This is a genomic window from Parasphingopyxis sp., assembly GCF_028279465.1.
Classification (GTDB): Bacteria; Pseudomonadota; Alphaproteobacteria; order Sphingomonadales; family Sphingomonadaceae; genus Parasphingopyxis.
On sequence record NZ_JANQNS010000005.1, the window covers coordinates 115,630 to 139,873 of the forward strand.

Annotated in this window: 21 protein-coding genes; 3 read left to right on the forward strand and 18 right to left on the reverse strand. The window is 61.8% G+C overall.

The window, feature by feature from the left end:
- Positions 1–68: 68 nt before the first annotated feature.
- From bchO to Q0974_RS03110, 14 genes are all read right to left on the reverse strand, one after another.
- On the reverse strand, positions 69–974 hold the full coding sequence (gene bchO / locus Q0974_RS03045) for an alpha/beta fold hydrolase BchO (protein WP_299322490.1): 906 nt from the start codon (positions 972–974) through the stop codon (positions 69–71).
- Positions 971–2,728 carry a magnesium chelatase subunit D gene (locus Q0974_RS03050; protein ID WP_299322492.1) on the reverse strand — a complete coding sequence of 586 codons (1,758 nt, stop codon included), beginning with the start codon at positions 2,726–2,728 and terminating at the stop codon, positions 971–973. Before Q0974_RS03050 ends, bchO begins: the two co-directional genes overlap by 4 nt.
- Positions 2,725–3,726 (reverse strand): magnesium chelatase ATPase subunit I, encoded by a 1,002-nt coding sequence (gene bchI, locus Q0974_RS03055; RefSeq protein ID WP_299322495.1) that lies wholly within the window; start codon positions 3,724–3,726, stop codon positions 2,725–2,727. Before bchI ends, Q0974_RS03050 begins: the two co-directional genes overlap by 4 nt.
- A gap of 46 nt (positions 3,727–3,772) precedes the next feature.
- Positions 3,773–4,219 (reverse strand): DUF1330 domain-containing protein, encoded by a 447-nt coding sequence (locus Q0974_RS03060; protein WP_299322497.1) that lies wholly within the window; start codon positions 4,217–4,219, stop codon positions 3,773–3,775.
- A 14-nt stretch (positions 4,220–4,233) separates the two neighbouring features.
- Positions 4,234–4,617, reverse strand: coding sequence for an adenosylmethionine decarboxylase (gene speD, locus Q0974_RS03065; RefSeq protein ID WP_299322499.1), 384 nt, complete (start codon positions 4,615–4,617; stop codon positions 4,234–4,236).
- Entirely contained in the window at positions 4,607–6,139 is a 1,533-nt protein-coding gene (locus tag Q0974_RS03070; protein ID WP_299322500.1) for a polyamine aminopropyltransferase, read from the reverse strand. The genes speD and Q0974_RS03070 overlap by 11 nt, the downstream gene beginning before the upstream one ends.
- Positions 6,132–6,347, reverse strand: a complete 216-nt coding sequence (locus Q0974_RS03075; RefSeq protein ID WP_299322504.1) for a DUF350 domain-containing protein — start codon at positions 6,345–6,347, stop codon at positions 6,132–6,134. The genes Q0974_RS03070 and Q0974_RS03075 overlap by 8 nt, the downstream gene beginning before the upstream one ends.
- Positions 6,348–6,384: 37 nt before the next feature.
- On the reverse strand, positions 6,385–6,552 hold the full coding sequence (locus Q0974_RS03080; RefSeq protein WP_299322506.1) for a hypothetical protein: 168 nt from the start codon (positions 6,550–6,552) through the stop codon (positions 6,385–6,387).
- A 12-nt stretch (positions 6,553–6,564) separates the two neighbouring features.
- Entirely contained in the window at positions 6,565–7,971 is a 1,407-nt protein-coding gene (locus tag Q0974_RS03085; RefSeq protein ID WP_299322509.1) for a DUF4178 domain-containing protein, read from the reverse strand.
- Positions 7,961–8,635, reverse strand: coding sequence for a DUF4178 domain-containing protein (locus tag Q0974_RS03090; protein ID WP_299322511.1), 675 nt, complete (start codon positions 8,633–8,635; stop codon positions 7,961–7,963). The genes Q0974_RS03085 and Q0974_RS03090 overlap by 11 nt, the downstream gene beginning before the upstream one ends.
- Before the next feature lie 27 nt (positions 8,636–8,662).
- Entirely contained in the window at positions 8,663–9,679 is a 1,017-nt protein-coding gene (locus Q0974_RS03095) for an SPFH domain-containing protein (protein WP_299322514.1), read from the reverse strand.
- Between the two features lie 187 nt (positions 9,680–9,866).
- Complete coding sequence (locus Q0974_RS03100) at positions 9,867–12,590, reverse strand: TonB-dependent receptor (protein ID WP_299322515.1); 2,724 nt, start codon at positions 12,588–12,590, stop codon at positions 9,867–9,869.
- 76 nt (positions 12,591–12,666) lie between these two features.
- Positions 12,667–14,241 (reverse strand): hypothetical protein, encoded by a 1,575-nt coding sequence (locus tag Q0974_RS03105; protein WP_299322516.1) that lies wholly within the window; start codon positions 14,239–14,241, stop codon positions 12,667–12,669.
- Between the two features lie 181 nt (positions 14,242–14,422).
- Complete coding sequence (locus tag Q0974_RS03110; RefSeq protein ID WP_299322518.1) at positions 14,423–15,196, reverse strand: type II secretion system protein N; 774 nt, start codon at positions 15,194–15,196, stop codon at positions 14,423–14,425.
- Positions 15,197–15,358: 162 nt separating this feature from the next.
- On the opposite strand from Q0974_RS03110, the gene acs reads away from it, so the two are divergent.
- Together acs and Q0974_RS03120 are read left to right on the forward strand one after the other, a co-directional pair.
- Positions 15,359–17,299, forward strand: coding sequence for an acetate--CoA ligase (gene acs / locus Q0974_RS03115; RefSeq protein WP_299322519.1), 1,941 nt, complete (start codon positions 15,359–15,361; stop codon positions 17,297–17,299).
- A 69-nt stretch (positions 17,300–17,368) separates the two neighbouring features.
- Positions 17,369–17,911, forward strand: a complete 543-nt coding sequence (locus Q0974_RS03120; RefSeq protein WP_299322520.1) for a hypothetical protein — start codon at positions 17,369–17,371, stop codon at positions 17,909–17,911.
- 28 nt (positions 17,912–17,939) lie between these two features.
- Here Q0974_RS03120 and Q0974_RS03125 read toward each other — a convergent pair whose 3' ends face one another.
- Positions 17,940–18,998, reverse strand: a complete 1,059-nt coding sequence (locus tag Q0974_RS03125) for a cupin-like domain-containing protein (protein WP_299322522.1) — start codon at positions 18,996–18,998, stop codon at positions 17,940–17,942.
- Positions 18,999–19,082: 84 nt separating this feature from the next.
- Entirely contained in the window at positions 19,083–20,099 is a 1,017-nt protein-coding gene (locus Q0974_RS03130) for an aldehyde reductase (RefSeq protein ID WP_299322524.1), read from the reverse strand.
- 79 nt (positions 20,100–20,178) lie between these two features.
- Between Q0974_RS03130 and Q0974_RS03135 the strand changes: the two genes are divergently transcribed.
- Positions 20,179–21,303, forward strand: a complete 1,125-nt coding sequence (locus tag Q0974_RS03135; protein WP_299322526.1) for an FAD-dependent oxidoreductase — start codon at positions 20,179–20,181, stop codon at positions 21,301–21,303.
- On the opposite strand, the gene gorA is transcribed toward Q0974_RS03135, so the two are convergent.
- Positions 21,300–22,649, reverse strand: coding sequence for a glutathione-disulfide reductase (gene gorA, locus Q0974_RS03140; RefSeq protein ID WP_299322529.1), 1,350 nt, complete (start codon positions 22,647–22,649; stop codon positions 21,300–21,302). The genes Q0974_RS03135 and gorA overlap by 4 nt on opposite strands.
- Positions 22,650–22,751: 102 nt before the next feature.
- Complete coding sequence (gene pgi / locus Q0974_RS03145; protein WP_299322531.1) at positions 22,752–24,233, reverse strand: glucose-6-phosphate isomerase; 1,482 nt, start codon at positions 24,231–24,233, stop codon at positions 22,752–22,754.
- Positions 24,234–24,244 lie beyond the last annotated feature (11 nt).

Below are 24,244 nucleotides of genomic sequence, written 5' to 3' on the forward strand. Positions count from 1 at the left end.
AAAGGCGATGCCCAGCACGACCGTGTAGGTGAAGGCGATCTCGATCCAGCCGAAATTGTCCATCGCTGCTATGTCCCTTCGTCGATGCGCGCGTCGCCTATAGCATGATCGGCGGCAAATCGCTCGATGAGAGCAACAGCGAGGTCGGGCCGCTCTTCATGCGCCAGATGACCGAGCCCGTCGAGCATCTCGGTTTTTGCGTCCGGGATCAGGGCCGCGGCCTCGCCCATGGCCGATGCCGGAATGGCCGTATCGGCCGATCCGTGGACCAGCAGCATCGGAACATCGATCTGCGGCAAACGCTTTTTGAGCGTTTCGAGATCCCAGCTCGCCATCATGGCAAGCGCGCCACCGACATGCCCCGAACGACCGAGCAACGCCGCGTAACAGCGCAATCCTTCGGCATCGATATGCGACCCCGTGGATCGGACGATAAACTGCTCCACTTCGCCCGAGCGCCGCGCCACACCCGCGAAGATGCGCGGCACCAGCGGATTGACGAACAGCATCTTGGCCATGGCCGGGAACAGTTTCGCAGCCAGCCCGGGAAACGGCAGCAGAGCGGCATTAAGGGCAATGATGGGTACATCCACCGCCCCATCGAGCGCCATCCGCACGGCAATGGCGGCGCCCGCCGAATGCCCGACGATCATGGCCGGACTTGTATCCAACGCCTCCAGCAACGCCGTCACACCGCGCGCCGTCGCCGGGAGCGATTGACCGCCTCGCTGCCGGCCGCTGGTGAAACCATGGCCGGCCAGATCAGGCGCGATGACTGTGAACTGCTCCGCCAGCAATGGCGCCAGGGCGCGCCAGCTATGAGTCGCCGCGCCGGTGCCGTGGAGCAGCAGCAGGGCCGGCCCCTCCCCCATTATCTGGACATGCCAGCGCAGTCCGCCCGCCTCTATAAAACGGCTATGCGCGCGGTTGGGCCAGTCGCGCCCATCGCTCTCCCATTGCGGCGCGCTCGTCATGCGGCGACGGCCTGGTCCTGCAGGCTATCGACCACATCGTGCAGGGTCGCAGCGTCGGCACGTGGCAGGGCGAGATACTCCATGCGCAACGCCTCGGCGAGATCGGCCGCTTCTGGCTGAGCGCGCGGCGATATATCGACGACGACGCCGGACACACCCATCGCGGCGATCCGTTTCGCCACCGCCATGCTTTCATCACGCGCCTGCGCACGGCCCGGCGCGCCATCCCGGCCGACATTGGCCTTGCCATCGGTCAGCAGCACGAGGAACGGCGTGCGGCCGCGCCCCTGAACCATCTCCACCAGTTCGCACACCATATCGAGCCCGGCCGCAAGCGGCGTACCACCCCCGCCCGGCAGCTCGGCCAGCGCCCGGCGCGCGCGGGTCAGCGAGCGCGTCGGCGGCAGGAGCAGCTCCGCGCCCTCGCCCCGAAAGGCGATCATCGCGACTTCGGCGCGCTTCACATAGGCCTGGGCCAGCATGAGTTCGACAGCGCCCTTGGCTTCGGCGAGCCGCGCCAATGCCGACGATCCGGAGGCATCGACGGCAAAGATCGTCACGATGCCTGTCCGCTCCTCGAACCGGCGCACGCGCAGATCGGGCCGGCGGATACGGATACGGCGCGGTGCGTCCTCGCCCTCTTCCGCGCGGCGCAGCGTCTGCCAGGGCGCGGCGGCCCGCAGCGTATCGATCAGCGCCAGCCGCGCGCCGCCGCTCGGAATACCGGGCCGCGCGCCGAGCGGCCGGCCGCGCAGTTTCGACGTGCGCCGCTGACCCGCCGCGCCGCCGCTCGCGCCGCCGCGCTGCACATCGTCGGCGATCTTGCTCAGTATATCGGCCGGAACGGAGGCCGCAGCGGCGGCGAGCACCATATCCTCGAGCGACGGCGGATCGGGCTGTTGTTCGTCGGCATCACCGTCATGGCCATCTGATTCGGGATCGGGCGGCGGTGGCTCACTCTCGCTATCTTGCGGTTCATCGGTCGCGGGTATCTGCGTAGCGCGCGGGGCGAGCACGAGTTGCGCGGCGGTGACGATATCTGCGTCCGCTATCGTAGCGCGCCCGGCCAGTGCCGCGCTCGCTCGCGCCGCTCTTGCAGCGAAGAGCAATGCGCGCGCAGAGTGCACGCCGAGCGCCATCGCTGTACCGGCCAGTGTCCGCAGCACGGCATCGTCGGGTTCGGCAACTTCGGATATCGTATGCGCGTTCTTGCCGGATAGAGACGGCAGCGCGAGCGTGTCGATGGCCGACAGATCGCAATGAAAGGCCATGCGTTCTGTCAGCGACCAGGGCGGTTTTTCCTCGGCCCCGCGTCCATCGTCGAGCAAAACCAATCCGATTGTCGCCTCTGTCTCCGCAGCGATACCATCGCGTTCCACCTGTACGGCCCGCCAATCGAGCGCCTGACCGATGCGCCCGGCTATCGTCTCGGACAGCCGCTCGGCCATCGGCGCGATGATAACACCGCCATGGGTTTCGGCGAGCAATCCGGATTGCAGAACCGGCTTGCCCGCGTGCAGGCTTGCCGAGATATCGAGCCCGCCGAGCAAACGGTCATCGTCGATCGTTCCCGGCATTCGCCGAACGGGCATATCCGATGGCAAAGCATCCTTGAGCCGCTCCACCAGCGCATCGCGTACCGGCCCCGCCCCACGCAGCCAGATGCCGCCCAGGCCGTGTGGATCGCAGGCGAAAAGATCGATGGCCGTGACGGCGTGCGAAAGAGGGTCCGGAGCGGCGTCCGGCGCGGTCATCCGAACAGCTCTTCGATCGCGCGATCTATCCGGACCGTCGATCCCGTCTCGTCGAGCACGTCACGGCGTAGCCGGTGGCGCAGCGCCATCGGCGCGACAGCGATCAGATGCTCGCGCCGCACCTTGCGTTTGCCCTGCAGGGCAGTCAGCGCCTTGGAGGCGCGCATCAACGTAAGCTCTCCGCGCAGCCCGTCCGCGCCAACGGCCACGCACAGCTCGGCGGCATCGGTCAGGATAGCTTCGGGGACGTCGATCTTGTCCAATGCCTTCTGGCCGCGCGCGATCTGACGCAGGATATTGGTGTCAGCCGCCTTCCATTCCTCGGCGAACGCATCCGCATCCCGCTCCTGCGCATCGCAGCGGCGCATGATCTCGATCCGCTGCTCGATATCGTCGGGCGTCTTCACCTCGACCGACAGGCCGAAGCGATCCAGCAACTGCGGCCTGAGTTCGCCCTCCTCCGGATTGCCGCTGCCGATCAGCACGAAACGCGCGGGATGGCGAACCGACAGCCCTTCGCGTTCGACCAGATTTTCGCCCGAGGTAGCAACGTCGAGCAGCAGATCGACGAGATGATCCTCGAGCAGATTGATCTCGTCGATATAGAGAAAACCACGATGCGCGCGCGCCAGCAGGCCGGGCTCGAATGCCTTTTCGCCCTTGCCAAGCGCCCGTTCCAGGTCGAGCGCGCCGACCACCCGATCTTCGGTCGCACCCAGCGGCAGGTCGACGAACGGCACGGGTACGCGGCGTACGCGCTTGCTCGTCAACTCTTCGGGATAGTCCTCTCGATGGTCGGGATCACAATTGAAGCGGCTGCCTTCGACGATCCGCATCGGCGGCAGCAGCGCAGACAGCGCGCGCGCGGCGGTCGATTTGCCCGTTCCGCGATCGCCGAACACCATGACCCCGCCGATCCGCGGATCGACCGCGGAGATCAGCAAGGCCTGCTTCATCTCGTCCTGACCGACAATGGCGGAAAAGGGAAAAACGCTCATGCGGCGAGGCTTAGCATCTGGGCCGATAGCGGCAAGTCGCTGATCTTCAATCGTCCATCGCGTCTTGGACGCCTGCGAAATCGGACGGGGCGATCGTTTCGATATTGAGCTGCCCCTTTAACCCGGCGGTGCGATGCACGCTGATCTCCTGCCATTCGGGCGACATGGACATGCGGACCATGTCGGCACGCGACGGGTAGGAGGCGATGGCGATCTCGTCCCACAGCTCCTCGACCTGCCCGAGCGCCAGAAAAGTGACATCGCCCATGAAGACCGGTTTTCCGCCAAATTTCTTCAGGATATCCATCACAGCATTGCCGTAAATCGCATAGGCTTCCCGACCGGTCAGATCGGTTTCGCGGCCATCCTCATATTCGGCTTTGTCCTTGAATTTGAGCAGATTGACCATGAAGATCGGACCGCCCGGTCCCGGCTCCATAAATTGCTTCATCCGCTCGGGATCGGTCGGGCTCACTTCATTCACGACCTTCATGGTCTTTCCTTCCTTCACTCCACCAGCGCCGCGACGCCATAGCCGCGGGCGATCACGCGTTTCGCGATATCGGCAGGCGCGAAGCCATCGGCGAGCACCGCCAACGCCGCGTCGATATTATGCTGACGCCCGCACAAAAACAGATCGAGCGCCGCATAGTCATGTTCGGGCCAGGTGTGGATCGACATATGCGATTCCGCGAGCAGCGCGACGCCGGTCACCCCCTGCCCGTCGCCGAAATGATGCAGATTGAGATCGAGGATCGTTGCGCCGGCCGCATCAGACGCTGCCCGCAATGCGCGCTCGACCAGACCGATATCGTCGAGCCGCGCGGTGCAACCGTGAAAATCCGCCAGCACATGGCGACCGTCATAGGGGAGCGGCGGGCTAGCCGTCATAGCGTCGCCATTCATTGGCGAAGGTGCGCACGAGCAACTGATTATCGAGCCGGTTGGGTTCGGCTTCAACTGGCGCCATATCCGGCGGGAATTCGAACAGCGCGGCTTCGGAATCTGCCGTAACGAACCGTCCACCGGGGAGAATATTCGACTCCTCCGGGACGCCGGTTGGAGAAGCAAGGATAAAGCCCCATTCGCCGAAGCTCGGGACATAGGCATGATAGGGCCGGGTTTCGAAACCGGCTTCCTCGAGCGTCGCGGCGACGGTCCAGAAAGCTCCCGGCGCGACATAGGGCGAGCCGCTTTGCACCGAAACCATACCGCCCGGGGCGAGGCGATTGCGCAGCGCGCGGTAGAAGGTCGTGCTGTAGAGCTTGCCAAGCGAGAAATCGGTGGGATCGGGGAAATCGATGACGATCGCATCGTAGAGCCCGTCATCCTCGCGTACCCAGCGGAACCCGTCGGCATTGATGACCGTCATGCGCGGGTCGCTGAGCGAGCCTTCGTTAAGCCGCGCGAGCAGCGGCGTTTCGCGGAACAGTTCGGTCATCGCCGGATCGAGATCGACCAAGGTCACGCGTTCGACCGTCGGATGGCGCAGCACCTCGCGCGCGGCGAGACCGTCGCCGCCGCCGAGCACCAGCACGTTACGCGGATTGTCAACCCGTCCGAGATTGGGGAGCACCAAAGCTTCGTGATAACGATATTCATCGAGCGAAGAGAATTGCAGATTGCCGTTCAGAAAGAGCGAGATATTGTCGCCGCGCCGGGTTAGCACGATGCGCTGGAACGGCGTCGAGGTCGCATGGATGATCGGCTCGTCGAGGCTCGCCGTCTCGGTAAAACGTTGGAACCGTTCCGCACCGAAAAAGCCGATTACGAGCGAGGCGGCAACGGCGAGGCTAACCAGCATCTCGGTCGGCAGCCGCTTGCCTTTGGGCTGGATCGCGATCAGCGCGATCGCGACGAGAATGTTGAGGAAACCGAACAGAAAACCGGTGCGTATCATGCCGATAAAGGGCATCAGGATGAGTGGGAAGAGCAAGGACGCAGCAAGCGCGCCGACATAATCGAAGGTGAGCACGGTCGATACGGTTTCGCGGAAATCGAAATCCTCGCGCAGTATCTGCATGAGCAGCGGGATTTCGAGACCGACGAGAAAGCCGATGATCAGCACGAGTGCATAGAGGCCGATGCGAAACTCATCGACGACCGGGAACAGCATGAAGAGGATCGCCGCCGCCCAGCCGCCGATCAGCGCGATCAGGATTTCCGCGCGGATGAAGAGCCGGAGTTCATCCCGTTTGACGTATCGGGAAAACCAGCTGCCGATGCCCATCGCGAACAGATAGACGCCGATGATCGTGGAGAATTGTGTGACGCTGTCGCCGAGCAGATAGCTGGCAATGGTGCTGGCGAGCAGTTGATAGACGAGCCCGCATATCGCGACGACGAACACCGAGGCGATAAGGGCATAGGCGAGCGGCCCTGCCTTGCGCGGGGACGCGGCCGTGTCAGCCAACGATCGCAGCCGCCACGATGATCGACAGGCCAATGGCGATGCAGCCGGCAAAGGTTGCGACGGCGCTGTTCTGCTTCTTCTCGATCTCTTCCCACAGGCTGCCCGGAGTCAGCAGGTCGAGAATGACGAAGGCGACGACCATCACGAAGATGCCGATGGCTGCGTACATCAATGTACCGCCGACGAGATAGAGGCTGAATAGGTTCATGACTGGCTCTCCCTGTAAATTTCCCTGATGCTCGAAATCATTTGTGGCGCGGTCCCGCGCCCCGGCCGACAAAGACGCCGCCCGGCCCCGTCGCGCTCGCGCGCTGGCCGTCGGCGAAAGGCGAATAACCGCTGAACGACGCATAGGCGAAGCCCGACGTCACCAGCAGGCACCACATTCCGAAAATGAAAACTCCGCGGTTCATAGTCTCTCTCCGTCAATCATCATCGCCTCCGGCAAAATCGCTGTCCGACTTGCGCCGGGATTCGAAACTCAGATGCTTCCACCACTGCCAGAGCGCCGGCGCGAACACGACGAGCAGCGCGAGGAAGAGATTGGAATAGAAGGTTGCGCCCTTTTCTATGGTCACATCGACCTGCGCATTGCTGCTGCTGCCAAATTGGCTGCCCGTCCAGCGGCTGCCCGCCGCAAAGACGTTCAGTTCGTATGTGCCCGCCGGGATCATCGAAAATTTGCTGGTCGAGAAGCTGCTGCCTTCGGACCAGTTGCCCTCGCTGTCCCGCCCCGAATAGCGTTCGACGACGTCATTGGCTTCGAACACCTCGCCGGTCTCGCGGTTAGTGAGCGTATAGGTGAGATCGATCCAGCTATTTTCGATGCCCGGCGCCTGGGCCGACACGGTGACAGCCTGGCGCGGCCGCTCAAGCACGATCGGCCCGACCTTGGCCGTCTGTTCCACGCCATTGGTGGCGAGGTTGATACGGGTTGTCTGGGGATCGCTCGTCCCGCCGAACAATGAGGTGATAATCAGCAACGCCACGGCAACCGCCGCCGCAATTTTCATGAACTGGCCAGCCTTTTTGCGGTGGGGCGATGGCTGGTGCGGCAATGGGAGGCCGCCGCCTTTCGGCGGCTCGATACCGAAGGCATCGGTGATCTCGTTCGGCTCGAGCAGATGACTCAGCGTCCAGACAGTTTCCTTGGCGCTACGCTCCCATGTCAGCATGCTCCCGGGCCGTACGAAACTCGCGGTCAGCGCTTCTTCGCCAACATGCACGCGCCAGTAGAATTCGCCGAGCACATAGTCGACCTGCGCCCGCGCCTGCGCGTAGAAGGGTTCGTAAAATTCGTCATCGACCTCGAAACCGACCAGCGATTTTTTCTCCGGCGCGGCCGTCAGCTGACGACCCAGGCTCCAGCCACGGCCGTCGGTGTCGAGAAACGCATAGCCCTCATAGGGATTGAACAGCAGATATTCGTCCCACGGATATTGGCCGTTTTCCGACCGGCGCTGATAGCCGATCACTTCCCACTCGATACCGCGCAATTCGCCCCGGCTGCCGAGCGGCAGTTCGAGCTTGCGAACCTCGCCCTCATAACGCTGGATAATGCTGACATCGGGATTGCTGACATCGAGCGTCGAGCCGCAATATTGGCAGGCGATGCTGACCGAATGACCAGCCGCCTTGATCTCGATCGAGCCGCCGCAATTGGGGCAGTTAAACTGTTCGGCCGCCGGCGCGCTATCGCTTTCGGACGGCACGACCGTGCGCTTTGTCGTCGCGCCGGTGATCGCCGCCTCTATCGATTCCGCCTCATCCCGTCCCCAGGGACTCGGACGATCGTCCTCGCCCGATGTGTCTCGCGGCGGTTCAGGCGGCATAGTTGGGTATCTTCCAGCCGTGAATGGATCGTAGATTCTTCGGATTGAGTTCGGCCAGCGTCACATAGCGGCCCATATAGAAAGCCGGGTCCTCCCCTTCCTCATGCTCGAAATTGGCCGAAAAGCCTTGTGCGTCGCGCAGGTCGACATTGAACACTTCCCAGCCGGTTTCAGGTGCAAAAGGAAGCTCGCCTTCCGCGGCGACGCAACGCGCCGTGCGCGCATCGGCGACGACGAAGTCGGCACCGTCGATCTGCGTGCGGTCGCCGATCTTGGGCCGTTCGCCATTTGCCAGCCGCCGGATGAGTTTTGAGCGAATCTCGCTCAGCGGTCGCTCCACGACCATCTGGAACTGGCCATCGGATTCGCTGAGCCAGCCATGGGTCATGTCCGAAAACAGGCAGAGCCAATCGTTCCAGGCACCTTGGTCATAGGCGAGCCGGATGCGGCCAATCACGTCGAAATGCTTGCCGCCATATTCGCCGCGCGTGCCGATTTGGATCGGGCTGACGTCGAAGGGCAGTACGGCAACCTCGCCGGCCAGCTCGACGCCATCGGCAATCCGCTTCACGGTGCTATGGCAATAGTCGCAAATCCGCGCTGGCAGAGCAGGCGAGCGGAAGATGACTTCCGCGCCGCAATTCGGGCAGTTTTCCGATTGCATCGCCTCGCCTGTCCCCCGTCGCGCCGCTTAGATCTTGCTCAGCAGATCTGCCTTCTTCGCTTCGAACTCTTCGGCGCTGATCGCGCCCATTTCCTGCAGCTTGTGCAGTTTTTCGATGAGCTCGAACGGATCGGCTTCGGGCGCGGCGGGCGCAGCCGGAGCGGCCGGCGCCGCGGGCGCGGCAGCGGGTTGCTGCGCCATGGCGGTGGCCATGGTCTGGCCGATCGCCATGCCCGCACCGGCACCGGCACCGAGCCCGGCCATGCCGCCTTCCTGCTCGGCCGCCTTTTCGATGGCTTCAGCCGCTTGGAACTTCGCATATTGATCGAGATCACCAAGCACGCGCATCGAGCTCTTCTTGTCGAGATGTTCCTGCACGGCCTCGGGCAGCGACACGCTTTCGACGAAGAAGGTCGGCACTTCGAGCCCATATTGCGCGAAGGCCGGGCCGACCGCTTCCTTCAGCGCTTCGGACAGCTTCTGCTGATTGGCGGCGAGATCGAGAAACGGCACGCCGCCGCCACCAAGGCCCGTCGCCAGCGCGGTCATAATCGCGGCGCGCAATTGCGGTTCGATTGCGCCGACCGTCACCCGGTCGAGCGTACCCACGAGCGCGGCGTAGAAAGGCGCGACATCCTTGACCCGGAAGGAATAGGTGCCGAAGGCGCGCAAGCGCACCGGGCCAAGCTCCGGATCGCGGATGGTGACCGGCTGGGCCGTGCCCCATTTCAAATTCACCTGCTCCTTCTGCGAGAAGAAATAGACGTCCGTCTTGAACGGCGATTTGAAGGCCTTGTCCCAATTTTTGAGGTTCGTGAGGATCGGCATGTTGGACGTGTCGAGCGTGTGCAGGCCCGGCCCGAACATGTCGGCGAGCACGCCTTCGTCGATCACGACGGCGGCCTGCGTCTCGCGCACCGTCAACTGCGCGCCATTCTGGATTTCATTGTCCGCAAAATCGAGTTTTTCGGCGAGAAGCTCCGGCTCCTCTTCCCATTCGATGACGTCGATAAATTGTTTCGAGATGAAATCCCTGAGGCCCATTGCATCACTCCCTTTGTCAAACGGACATTAGCGTCGTTGCGCCGACGCGCCAACCATATTGCCGATATAGGGCGGCAACACGCGAATTTTTAGGGGCGGCAATCCGATACCAACGAAAAAGGGCGAAGAGCCGCAAAAACTCTCCGCCCTTTTTGTGGGACCGTGACCCAGTCCAAATGCGACCGGCCTAGAAAGTCGTGCTAACGCCCAGGGAGAAGCTGCGTCCCCGCTCATAAGCCAATGCCTGAATCTCCGAACCGTCCGGCGCCCGGTAGAATTCGTTGAAATCCTCGTTGAGGATATTGCGAATTTCGAGCGTACCCTGGAATTCCTGGCCGAAGATATCGAACGCCTGACGCCAGACAAAGTCGAGCTGTATCCGACCTTCTTCCTGAATATCGGGCCGATCATTAATCGGCGAACGGTTGGTAATCCGATCGCTTGTATAGGTCAGCAGGATCGATTGCTGCGAGAGCCGATCTTCATCCTCCAAACTGAGCTGGAGATTGACGATATGATCAGACTGTCCGGTCAGCGCGACACCGTCGATGAAATAGTCTGATGCAGGCTGCGGATCGGCGAAGCCCGGCACGATGGTTGTAGCGCCATCCGACACCGAAATTTCCGACTGCGTGTAGGTATAGTTGACCTGAGTCCGCAATCGCCGCGACGAGAATATCCCACCCCAGTCATAAAGCGGGAAGAACTTCACCAGCTCTGTCTCGAAACCGTAGAGCGTTGCCGCCGGCGCGTTGAGGAACGTCACGTTGACGTCATTATCGCCGCTCGTCGCCAGCTGCTCGATCGGGTTTTCAATGTCCTTGTAGAAGGCCGCGATGCTGAACAGCTCGTCACGCTCGAAATACCATTCGAACCGCGCTTCGGCATTGAACAATTCGGTATCGATCAGTCTCGGATTACCACGGAACGTGCGGTCATTGTCCGGATCGGTATAGGACGGCGCGGCAAGTTCGCGGAACTGGGGCCGGCCGATCGTGCGCGATGCGCCGAGACGCAACTGCATATCTTCGGCGAAGTTCCAGGTCAGCGTGGCTGCCGGCAGCCAATAATCATTTTCCAGCGGCGGTGCTATGAATAGCGGATTGATCGGAAAACCAAAGAAGGAAAGCGGCGTTACGACCTGCGTCGCATCCTCGTAGCGCACACCTGCCGCGATGCTGAATCCGTCGAAAATCTCGACATCGAGTTGGCCATAGCCGGCATTGACTTCGAGTTCCGCCGTATAGGCGTCGCCACCCTGCGCATCCGTCCGCTCCTCGACAAAAATGTCGTAAAAGCCAAGGATGGCGTCGGAGAACAGGAAATCGGGCCGTAGTTGCGCGACCGACAGCGGCAGGCCGCCCTGACGCTGCGTGACAAAGCGGAACGCCCGGCGTTCAAAATCGCGTTGGTTCAGATAATAGGCATAGCCGACGTTGATATCGAAGCGTCGACCGGTCGGAACGCTATAAGTCAAATCGATCTGACCGCCCCAGACATCGTCGTTGAGATCGGAGAAGCTCAGCTCATCAGTCTGACCGCCCGTTCGCGTATCGTGAATGAAATCGTTCGCGGTGGTATCGAAGGCATATTGGATCTCACGCTCATAAGGCGCTTCGCGCTGCGCATTGGCATAGCTGCCGCGCAGGTCGATGTTGAGATCGCCGAACTCGAATTCGCCAACCAGCTGTGTGCTGATCAACTGCCGCTCGAACCATTCCGTATTCTGGTTATTCTGAACACGGCCGGTGTTCCGGACCGGACCCACCGAGGTGCTGATCCGCGCTTCTTTCGCGGTATCGCGAATATAGAGATTGGTGAAGCGAATCTGGTGGTCGCCGAATTCCGCACCGATGCCGAGCAGGCCATTCACGACGATCCGGTTCTGCGTCGACAGGAAGCGGAAATCGGACACGTTCGGCGTAATCGTCTGACCGTCGTTGGTGAACTCGCCCTGCTGACGCAGTCCGCCGCGCGTTTCCCAGCTGTTACTCCATCCTGCGGTAGCGACAAAACCGAGCCGGAAATCGCTGCCAATATCGATATAGGTGCCGCCAGTGATATTCACGCTGCCGTTGAACGGAATGTTATCGTTCCGTTGGATAAGGTTGATGTTCGCGTTCTCAAAGCTCTGCGAGATATCGAGAATATCAGCGACGAAACCGGGCGCATTGGGATCGCGAAACTCGGGCTGGTCGAAACGGATACGGACGCCGCTATCCAACGCCTGCTGCACAAGCGGCGGAATATCGCGCGTGCCATCGTCGAAGCCCGTCCAGTCGGTATCGCTGCCGAAATAGGTATAACCAGTCTGCAGCGTCGTCTCCGAATTGCCGCTCAGGCTGCCACTGAATGTTATGAAGGGTTCGTCGGGGACGGCACGGGTCGTCAGGTTGATGACACCGCCGCCGAACTCGCCGGTATAGTTGGGCGAATAGGTTTTCTGGACCAGCGAACTTGCGAGGATGCTGGTCGGGAAGAGATCGAGCGGCACCGTCCGCTTGAGCGGCTCGGGCGACGGCAACGGCGAGCCGTTGAGCAAAGCCAGCGAGTAGCGCTCGCCAAGACCGCGCACATAGACAAAGCGTCCGCCGACCAGGCTGAGACCCGAAACACGCTGCAACGCGCCGGCGGCATCGCCTTCACCCGTACGCGCAAGGTCTTCGGTAGACAGGACCGAAAGGACTTCGGACGACTCACGGATCGGTTCGGGAATGTAGCGCCCGATAACGACGATCGGCGTGCCACTGCCGCCGCCCGTCGAGATGTCGACATCCTCTTCTTCTTGCTCGTCATCTTCCGCGACATCGGCGTCGGCCGGAGGCTGATCGGCAGTCTGCGCCATCGCCGATGGTGCGATGAGCGCGCTTGATACGAGCAGCAGGCCCGCAAGCGATAAATTCTTCGTCATGGCTCTTCTCTTCAATACGAGTGAAGACATGAAGGGGCGACGACCGGAAACGGCCGCCGCCCACTTACGGTCAAGCTTAGCTGTAGAACGGCGTCACCAGGCAGGAAGTCAACGCGTCTCCCGTACCCTGCGGGTCCGATCCGAACAGACCGCACGTCCAGTCCTGCGTCCAAGGCGTTGACGCGCCCTGATCCACCGCACCGATATAATCGACCGTTTCGATCGACGGATCGGTAAAGGCCGTCACCGCATCCTCGGCCGAGCCGTTGACGAAGCCGTCGGTCAGCGAGTTGGTGAACGCGGAGTCGTTGTTGGCGCCCATGTTGAAGAGCGTTTCAACGGTTGCCACGTCGACGCTTTCAGGGTTGCCCTGATTGCCGAATGCGGTCGGGCAATCCAGCACCACGGACTGGAAATCGGGCATACCGTTGTCCACCGTATCCTGATCGTCGATCGTCAGACAGGTTGGCTTACCGGTAACGACACCGTTCCAATACTGGCCGCCGATGCCCTGGCGGATCAGAATACCGAAGTCGTTTGCACCGCCACCGCCATAGAAGGTGAAGTTGGCCAGCGTCGGATCCGAACGCGGATCCCTGCCGAGCCGCGAGTCAGCCTCGATGAAGTGATCACCACCGGCAGCGCGCTGACGGACGATGATGAACTGGTTCGTGCCGATATAGCCATCATCAATGTCAAGACTGTCATCGTCCGCGCCCGTGATAACGATGTGATCGCCGTTGACCGTGCCGCCGAACCATTCGATGCCGTCATCCGAGCTGTTATGCACCTGGATATAGCTGAAATCGGTACCACTGCCGACGCCGCCGAGCGAAATACCGTTCAGTTCGTTGCCCTGACTGACTTCAAAGCCCGGATAGCGGACTTGGACATATTCCAGCGTACCGCTGTCGTCGTCTGGCTGATCGCCGCCGAAGAACGCGCCGGCCGCGCCTTCGATTTCAGTCTGACAGTCGGCAGAGCCGCCTGCGGCGGTACCGCTATCGCAGTTGCTGATCGGGCCGCGGCCGAGAATGACGAGACCACCGAACAGGCCAATCGAGTCAGCATTGACAGTACCCGATCCGTCCGCTTCGCCCTCAAAGTTCGCTCGCGCCGTAAAGACAATCGGTTGCGTCTGCGTACCGTCGGCATTCAACTGCGAACCGCGCTGCACAATGATGAAGTCGGCCGTGCCGGCTCCGATCACGACAACGCCGGGATCGATGTTGAGAATACCCTGCGTCCCGCCGGTCGCCTGACCGTCACCGCCGACATCCACGCCTACGTCGACACGTCCACCGAGTGAATAAACAACGCCATCGAGACGCTGCAGGGTCATCGTCCCTGTGACGGTTCCCGAAAGCTGACAGATGCGGAAATCAACCGTGCCATCATTGTCGCCATCGATCGTGCCATTGTTCGTCGTACCCATGGGGCAGTCAGCAGCCGGCGAAATGCTCGCGAACCGTTCCGTCGAAGGCGGTGTCGGCGTCGGTGGCGTTGGCGTCGGCGGGGCTGGCGAAGCCGGCGGCGCCGGCGGCGTCACAACGACGATATTGCCTTCGCCGGGCGATGCGACATCGTCGGCGCCACAAGCGGCAAGCGGAATGGCAGCGCTCATCATGAGCAGAATGCGAGTACGTGACATGAAGAAAAACCCCTTTTGAACCGATTAAAGGTCAGACGAACCGCAAGCGATGAGTGCCAACGATTTCTGAGGCCGCCACTATGGGGTCTGTGTGATTCCTTGATGACGGAGTCTTTGTGGTTTTGTTACAGTCGTCGAAACAAAAATGTCACAAGGGTTATCGTACGGCTAAAACGCGTCGCTAGCGCGCATCCATGACGATCGTCTGTTCTTCACCGTTTCTGAGAATTTCGATCTCGATCCATCCGCCTTGGCGAATGCGGCCTGGAATTGACGCAACATTCTCGCTGCTTTCGAGCCTGAACCCGCCGAATCGGAGAAGCACATCATCCGGTTGCACACCGGCTTCTTGAAATATCTCCGGCATCCGGCCTTCGCGGAACTGGTAGCCGGCATGGCGGCCATCGATCCGATAGGAGGTTAGCGCCGCCTGATACTCAATCGCCTCGCGGTCCGGGGCTTCGCTGCCCGGCTCGGCAGTGGAACCTCCAGACGAACTGCCAGCTGCGGTTGCGCCTTCCGCTTCAAAAGCAAGCCGCACCTCCCGGCCATTTTCGCGGACCAGTATGTGATCGCCCGCGACTGCAAGCAGCGGCACACCGGGCAGGACTTCGCGCCCAACCCGCACCAGCCGCTGCGGCCCGGCGCCGTTCGACACGATGGCGGCGCCGGTGTCGCCCAAGCCCATCACGCCATGCAGCCTCAGGCTCGCCACAGAATCGCCGGATGGCGGTGTCGGCGATTCGGCTGACGGCGCGGCAGGCGCGGGAGCTGCCGGTGCCGGTGGCGCGGTGCCAGCGTCCGGCGCGGCAGGTGGTGGGGCTTCGCCATCGCGGAATATCCAAAGCAGCAGAAACAGCGCGACAAGGCCGCCGCCGATCAGGATCGCCAAACGTCGCGGCGAGGTTTCCGCCTCGCGATCAAGCTGGAAAAGGCCGGCCTGCCGCTCAGCCATTCTGGGTCTCCTCCGCGCCTCGGTTACGGTCGCCATGACATGACGATGCCGCACCAGAATGCAAGCCGACTGCATCCACCACCATCTCGGGCGCAGAAAAACGGGCTTGCTATCACCCCCGCCATAGCGCCACTAAGACAGCGCAATGCAGGAGAGCGTCTGGTGAGCGAAGAAGAGACTTTTCCGGTTCCTGAGGAATGGGCGAAACGGGCTCATGCCGATACGGCGGAATATGAACTTCTCTATGGCCGGTCGCTCGCCGATCCGGGCACCTTCTGGCTCGAACAGGCGCGCACTCTGGACTGGATCAAGCGGCCCGAAATTTCTGGCGACTGGAGCTTCGACGCCAGCGATTTCCATATCAACTGGTTTACCGACGGGCAGATCAACGTCTCGGCCAATTGCCTGGATCGGCACCTCGCGACGCGCGGCGACGATATCGCGATCATCTGGGAACCGGACGACCCCGAAGAAGAGCCGAAGCGCTTCACCTACAAGCAACTCCATCGCGAGGTGTGCCGCTTCGCCAACGTCCTGAAGCAGGAAGGCGTGCGGCGCGGCGACCGGGTGACGATCTATATGCCGATGATCCCCGAGGCCGCATTCGCCGTACTAGCCTGCGCTCGGATCGGGGCGATCCACTCGGTCGTATTCGGCGGCTTTTCGCCCGAAGCGCTCGCTGGCCGGATCACGGATTGCGACAGCAGCCATGTCGTTACGGCCGATGAAGGCCGGCGGGGCGGCAAGCGGATCGCGCTCAAGGCCAATGTCGACAAGGCGGCCGCGCATGTAACGTGCCTGAAGAAGGTTATCACCGTCCAGGCGACGGGCGGCGATGTCGAAATGACTGCGGGCCGCGATGTCTGGTATCATGAAGCGGCCGAAACGGTGGATACCGAATGCCCGCCCGAAACCATGGGCGCGGAAGACCCGCTCTTCATCCTCTACACATCAGGCTCGACCGGCAAGCCCAAGGGTGTGCTCCACACCTCGGGCGGCTATCTGCTCTGGGCATCGCTCACGCATCGCTATGTCTTCGATTACAATCCGGGCGAGATTTACTGGTGCGCGGCCGATATCGGCTGGGTTACCGGCCACAGCTATATCATCTACGGCCCGCTCGCGAATGGCGCGACGACGCTGATGTATGAGGGCGTGCCTAACTGGCCGACGCCGAGCCGCATCTGGGAAGTCGCGGACCGGCACAATGTCGAGATACTCTATACCGCGCCCACGGCGCTGCGTGCCCTGATGCGCGAGGGCGATGATTATGTGACGCGCACGAGCCGGGCGAGCATCCGGCTGCTCGGCACGGTCGGCGAACCGATCAATCCCGAAGCCTGGCGCTGGTATTACAATGTCGTCGGCGAGGGTCGCTGCCCGATTATCGATACCTGGTGGCAGACCGAAACCGGCGCGGCAATGATCGCCCCCCTGCCTGGCGCCACCGCCCTCAAGCCGGGCAGCGCGACCAAGCCCTTTTTCGGCGTCGAGCCGCAGATCGTCGATGGCGAAGGGCAGGTCCTCCACGGCGCAACCGAGGGCAATTTGTGCATCGCCCGCTCCTGGCCCGGCCAGATGCGCACCGTCTATGGCGATCATAACCGCTTCTTCGAAACCTATTTCACGACCTTTCCCGGCAAATATTTCACCGGCGACGGCTGCCGGCGGGACGAAGACGGCTATTACTGGATCACGGGCCGGGTCGATGACGTCATCAACGTTTCGGGCCACCGGATGGGGACTGCCGAAGTCGAAAGCGCCCTCGTGCTCCACAAGGATGTCTCGGAGGCCGCCGTCGTTGGCATGCCGCATGACGTTAAAGGTCAGGGCATCTACGCCTATGTGACGCTCAACGCGAACACCGAGCCGAGCGAGGAACTGCGCAAGGAACTGGTCGGCTGGGTGCGCACCGAAATCGGCCCGATCGCCTCACCCGACGCGATCCAGTTCACCCCCGCCCTGCCCAAAACGCGGAGCGGCAAGATCATGCGCCGCATTCTGCGCAAGATCGCGGAAGGCGATGTCAGCAGCCTCGGCGATACGAGCACGCTCGCGGAGCCTACAGTCGTCGACGATCTGGTCGCGAACCGGTTGGGCTGAGTGCAAAAGCCGCAATCGGTCAGACCGCTCGAAGAGTTCGGTCGCGTAAGGCTTTCGAAGAGTTTCTTCATGCGCGATTTCCTGTTCTCGGACATCGCAGCGATCCACGGGTTCACCAACCTCCCCGATGACCCCGATCTGGCGATAGCCGCCGGCACGAAACTGTGCACCGAACTGCTCGAGCCGATCCAAGACAGGTTTGGGCGTATCGCCATCCGCTCCGCCTATCGGTCCAGCGAAGTCAACGCATTTGGCAACGCCAATGATCTCAGCTGTGCGTCGAACGAAGCAAATGCGGCGGGACATATCTGGGATATGCGCGACGTGGAGGGCCATATGGGCGCTACCGCCTGTATCGTGGTGCCGGGCTTTTGGGACAGGCATCAGGAAGAGGGCGACTGGCAGAAGCTGGCGTGGTGGATCCACGATCATCTGCCCTACAACTGGATGTATTTCTATCCGAAGCTATGGGCCTTCAACATAAACTGGCATGAGCAACCCAAGCGCTGGATCAAGAGCCACGCATCGCCCAAGGGGCTGCTCACAAAAGCTGGAATGGCGAACCATGACGGCAGTCATGAAGCCCATTGGCGAGATATTGTCGGCGACTGAAGCAGCGCCGTCATCTACATGCCGTCATCTACATATCGCCATGGGCCGCATAGTCTGAGAAATGGTCGTTCGGCCATACGAAATTGGTGAAGCTTGCGCCGATCGTCATGTCGAGCGCTTCGACATGGTGCCACCAGCCCACCGGAATGAAGAGCGCTTCGCCTTCCCCGAGAATGACTTCGATCACGCGCGGCTTGTTGCGTTTCGGCGGCCCGGCGGGGAGATCATCTCCACTCCACAGGCTGAAGCAATGCCGGTCGTTCCGCATCAACGCCGTGTCATGGGAAGCGACGAGCTTCACTTTCTTGCGGCCCCGGATCTGCACGAGCAGATTGTTCGTCAGATCATGATGAAAGGGCGTGATTGTGCCCTCCGGTCCCATCCAGAAAAAGCCGCCATTGCCGTCCTGCTCTTCCAATATTCCGGGCAGGTCGCCCATATCCTCCCAAAGCGGTTCGAGCAGTTCGCGATTATCCTCGTTTCCGGCCGTGACATAATAGTCGTTACTCGGCTCGCCCGTCCGCAGCCGCGCGGCGACCTCGGCAAACGGCATCACGCGACGATGCGCCTCCTTGTAGCGCTCATATTCCGGATTGCTCTCGCGGCCCCATTGTACCGAGACATCCGCATCGCCGAATAGCGCCTCGAAATAGTCGAGCGACCATTTCGTCATGGCGGGCCAGTGATCGATCATGCCGCGCAGCAGCACGGGCCGATGGGCAGCATAATAGCGCGTCAGAAAATCCCCCGGCGATAGTTCGGTCTCGACCGGCACCTCCTGCGCGGCGGGGTCCAGTTCGACAAGCTTGCGCTGGATCGCCGATTGCCATTCGCGCTTCATCAACCGTGTGCGCATGCGCGCCGATCCCTGATAGAAAGGATCGTTGACCGCGCGGCCGACCTCCTCCTTGATCGTCTGGGCGGGAAAGCCCTTGATCGACAGCCAGCGCGAGACATCGTCGGGGTTTTCGCCATTGACCATGCGCTCGACCATCTGCCGCCGAATTTCGTCGGTCATAATGGCCGTCGGCGCCATGTTCATCCGGGGCGCGGCGAGCCGGCCCGTGAAAATATTATCCTGTGTCATGCGGTGAAAGGTAGACCGGCAATATGGCATTTTTCCTACAGCGACGGTCCGGCGAACGAGGTCGCGCGCCGGACGGTTGGTGCGTCAGGTCGTCACGACGCCATGGTCGATCAGGCTGCGCGCCGTATCGACAATCGTCTCTTCCTCGTCGCGCGTCTGCCAGCCGAGCTTTTCCTTGGCATGGCTGGCGTCGGCATGCCGCACCTTGCCGAGTTCGGACTTCACCTGCCGCGCGACCGGATCCCAGATCGACACGACTTTCATCAGCCAGTCGGGGAGCTTGCGCGACGGCACCTTGCGGGCTTCGTCGCCGAGTCGCTCTTTCAGCAGCATCGCAATATCGTGCAGCTTAAAGAATTTACCCGCGGCGAAGAAGCGCTCGCCGTCCATGTCCGCTGCGGTGAGCGCGCGGACATGCAAGTCGGCAACATCGCGCACATCGACAACGCAGAAGCCGAGATCGGGCGCGCCGGGAAAGCTGCCGTCCATCATTTTCTTCACCGCTTCGAGCGAGGTCGAGAAATCGGGCGAGAGGATGGGTCCGAGCACCATGCTCGGATTGATCGAGCAATATTCCATCTCACCGCCATTGGCGTCCATCCAGTCGCGCGCGGCGCGCTCGGAAATCGTCTTGGATTTGACATAGGGATAGACGTCCGGGTGATCGAGGTTGGTCCAGTCCTTCTCGCTGAACGTATATTCGCCGCGATCCACACCATAGGCGATGGCCGCCATAGACGAGGTCATGACAACACGTTTGACGCCCGCTTCCTTGGCGAAGCGCAGCGCCCGGAGCGCTCCGTCGCGCGCTGGTATGATTAGTTCATCTTCGTCCTTGGGCGACGCATCGGGGAGCGGCGAGGCGAGATGCGCGACATGGGTGCAACCCTCCATCGCCTCTGCCCAGCCCGCGTCATCAGTCAGATCGGCCTCGAAAAAAGTCAGCTTGCTATTGTCGACGCTCAAGATGTCGCGCACCTGCTGTTCCTTGGCGAGCGAGCGGATCGTCGTGCGAACGATCCAGCCCTCGGCGATCAGCTGCCGGATTGTGAAGCCCGCGATATAGCCGCTGCCTCCGGTGACGAGTACGGTTCCGGCCATGCGAGATCTCCCAATTTAACTTTTCTATGCTGTCAGTTGAAATTAGTAGTAGGTTGCAACGCAATCAAGGAAGTGGTCGGTGCACTCCATAGACACTATCGTAATCGGCGGCGGGATCGCTGGTCTCTCGGCTGCCGCCCGGATCGCGGCGCATGGCGAGACGGTCGTGCTCGAGGCGGAAAGCGCGCCCGGTTATCATTCGTCCGGCCGCAGCGCGACCTTCTGCCATTTCGGTATCGGCGACGGGCTGGTCCACAAGCTGACAGCCGTCAGCAAAACCGTCTTCGCCGCCACACCCGACGGCGATTACCCGCCCCTCGCCCGGCGCATGGCGGCGCTATTCGTCGCGCGGGATCACGAACGGAGCGAACTGGACCGGCTGACCGAAACGACGCTAGCACATTCGCCGGATGCGGAGCGGATCGAAGAGAATGACCTATGCGCCATCGTGCCCATTCTCAAAACCGGCCCGGACGGATTTGCAGGCGGCCTCTATGACCCCGACGCATACAAGCTCGACAGCGATGCGATGCTCCAGGCCAATATCCGGGCGCTACGCGCAGCCGGGGGAATGCTCGCCACCGGCGCGCCCGTCGAAACAATGCAGCGAGAGTGCGAACGCTGGATCGTCGATACGCCGGGCGAGAGCTACACTGCGAAACGGATCGTCAATGCCGCGGGTTCCTGGGCCGATGGGATTGCTCAGAAAGCCGGTGTCGCGCCACTCGGCCTGACACCGCTCAAGCGCACGATCATCGCCTTTCGCCCGCCGGACGGTATGGACGTTTCGGGCTGGCCCTTCACCAAAACGGTCGGCGAAGGGTTCTATATGCTGCCTGAAGGATCGGGCCAACTGCTCGCTTCGCCCATGGACGAAAGCCCGAGCCAGCCATGCGATGCGCAGCCCGACGAGGAGACAGTCGCCCTCGCCGCCTGGCAGGTCGAGCAAGCGACAACGATGCCGATCAAGCGCATCGATCACAAATGGTCGGGCCTCAGAACCTTCTCGCCCGACAAGAGCCCGGTCGCCGGCTATGCGCCGGACGCGCCAGGTTTCTTCTGGCTTGCGGGACAGGGCGGCTTCGGCCTGCAAACCTCGCCGGCCATGGCGATGGCGGCCGAAGCTCTGGCGCTCGATCTCAACTGGCCGGAAGAACTGACGGCAATTGACATCCAGCCGGACATGCTGTCGCTGAGGCGCTAACGCAGCAGTACCAATTCCTCCGCCATAGTCGGATGGAGCGCCACGACATTGTCGAAATCGGCCTTGGTGAGCCCAGCTTTGACGGCAACGGCCGCCGCCTGCAGGATTTCCGGCGCATCGGGCCCGATCATATGCAATCCGACGACCCGATCCGTAACCGCATCGGTGATCATCTTGTAGAGCGCCCGTTCGTTGCGCTCGGCCAGCACGTCTTTCATCGCCCGGAAATCGGAGAGATAGACCTTGATCGAGCCCAGCTTGTTACGCGCCTCGCCCTCGGTCATGCCGACGGCGGCCAGCGGCGGATGGCTGAACACGGCCGAGGGGATCGCATCATAATCGACTGTCGTCGGGTTATCGTTGAACAGCGTTTCGGCCAGCGCATTGCCTTCGCGAATAGCGACCGGGGTCAGCTGCACACGGTCGGTCACATCGCCAACCGCATAGATGCTGTCGACATTGGTCTTCGAATAGTCGTCGACGATAATCGCGCCTGTATCGTCGAGTGCGACGCCCGCGTTTTCGAGCCCGAGGCCGGAGACGTTCGGCCGTCGGCCGGTCGCAATCAGCACCTGATCGAATTCGCGCGGGTCATAGCCTGTCGCCTTAACCAGCAACGATCCGTCCTCTTGCTTCTCGATCGACTCAAATTCGGCATTGAAGCAGAATTCGATGCCCTTGGTTATCGAAATCTGTAGCAGCCGGTCGCGGATCGACTGGTCATATTGGCGCAGAATCACATCGGTGCGGTTGATCAGCGTCACCCGGCTGCCGAGCTTGTTGAAGATACCGGCGAACTCGTTGGCGATATAGCCGCCGCCCGCGATCAAAATGCGCTTGGGCAGCTTCTCGAGATGAAACACTTCGTTCGAGCTGATCGCGTGTTCCGAACCCGGAAACTCGGGAATATGGGGCCAGGCGCCGGTCGCGATCAGGATATATTTCGCAGTCTTCGTCTCGCCGCTGGCAAACGTGATCGTGTTGGGACCCTCAACCGTCGCACGTTCAAGGAAGATTTCGACATCGTGATTTTTGAGCGTATCGGTATAGGCGCCATTGATCCGCTCCACCTCGGCCAGCACATTGTCGCGCAACGTCGGCCAGTCGAAATCGGGTTTGCTCGCAAGCTTCCAGCCGAATTTCTGCGCGTCCTTAAGATCTTCGGCGAAATGCGCGCCATAGACGAGCAGCTTTTTCGGCACGCAGCCGCGGATCACACAGGTACCGCCCACCTTATGTTCCTCGGCGATGGCAACCTTCGCGCCATGGGCCGCCGATACACGCGCCGCGCGAACGCCGCCCGAACCGGCGCCGATTACGAAAAGATCATAGTCAAATTCGGCCATGGGATATTCCTGATTTTATGCTGTTGCTTGAGCTACGATCTGGGAAGGCGCCGGGTTACACACAAGCCGGCATCGTCGATCACGGTGATCGCATCGCCCGCCTCATAAAGCCCGCTCGATCAGCGCCTGCGTAGATGGATCGAGGTCCAGCGCTTCCTCGTCATCGGCGATCGCCCGGGCGATATCCTTGCCCAGCTCCACGCCGAACTGGTCGAACGGATTGATCCCGAGCAGTGCGGCATTGGCGAAGGTGCGATGCTCGTAAAAGGCGAGCAAGGCGCCGAGGCTTGCCGGATCGAGCGTTTCGATGAGAATCGTGCTGGACGGGCGATCGCCCGGGAAATGGCGGTCGGGATCGTCAGACTCCCGCCCGGTCATCAGTGCCGAGCCTTGCGCGAAACAGTTGACGAGCAACTGCTCATGATGAGCCGGATCGCGATGATCACCTGCTTCCGCGACGGCGACGAATTCCGCCGGCACGAGATGCGTCCCCTGATGCAGCAGCTGGAACACGGCATGCTGCGCATCGGTGCCGACGCCGCCCCAGACGATCGGTGACGTCGCGCGATCCATCGCCTTGCCGTTCGATTCCATTTCGAGCTGCTGGAGATAGGGCGCGAGCAGGCGCAGCCGCTCGTCATAGGCGAAGACGGCCCGGGTCTCCGCGCCGCGCGTTTGGGTGTAGTAGAGATCGACAAAGGCTGCGAGTACGGGAGCATTGTCGCACCAGGCTGCGAGCCGGAAATGGCGATCCATCGCGGCCGCGCCTTCGAGCAGCTGCTCGAACGCATCCCAGCCCAGCGCCAGGGCGATCGGAAAACCGATTGACGACCAGAGCGAGTAGCGCCCGCCAACGGTTTCGGGAAAGGGCAGCACCCGCGTCTCGTCGATCCCGAAATCGACGGCCTTGTCGGGATCGGCCGTAAGCGCAACCATATGGCCATAAGGGTCGGCAATCCCTGCATTGCGCAGCCATTGTACCGTGCTCTGCGCATTGAGCATCGTTTCGGCCGTGGTGAAGCTTTTCGACGCGATGACGACGAGCGTATATTCTGGATCGAACAGGTGGAACGGCCCTTCGAGCGCTACACCGTCGACATTGGAGACGACCGCGACATCATAGGCCGGCTCTTCCCGGCCCAGCGCGTCGATCACGAAATCGGGACCCAGCGCGGACCCGCCAATGCCGAGATGCAGGATATGGCGGATTTCACCCAGCGCACCAGCCTCGATCGCATCGATCAGCGCGCGCATCCGCATATGCAGCGCGTTGGCGAGCGCGACGCTGTCGGGTGCGCCCTGCCCGCGCTGCGCCATATGTTCGGCCGCCCTGCCCTCACTCGCATTGACCGCTTCGCCCGCGAACAGCGCATCGCGCTTGCCCGCCAGATCCTGCGCGTCGGCCAGCGCCGCAAAACTGTCGAGCAACGCCGCATCAAGATGCGTCTTGGAAAAATCGAAATAGAGCCCGGCCTCTTCGACCGTCAGCCGTTCGAGGCGGTCGGGATCGGCGGCGAAAAGCGCGGTCAGGCGGGTCGGCGCGGCGCTTTCGATGGCCTGCCAGAGAGTCGCGGTGTCGGACATGGCCGCCCTTG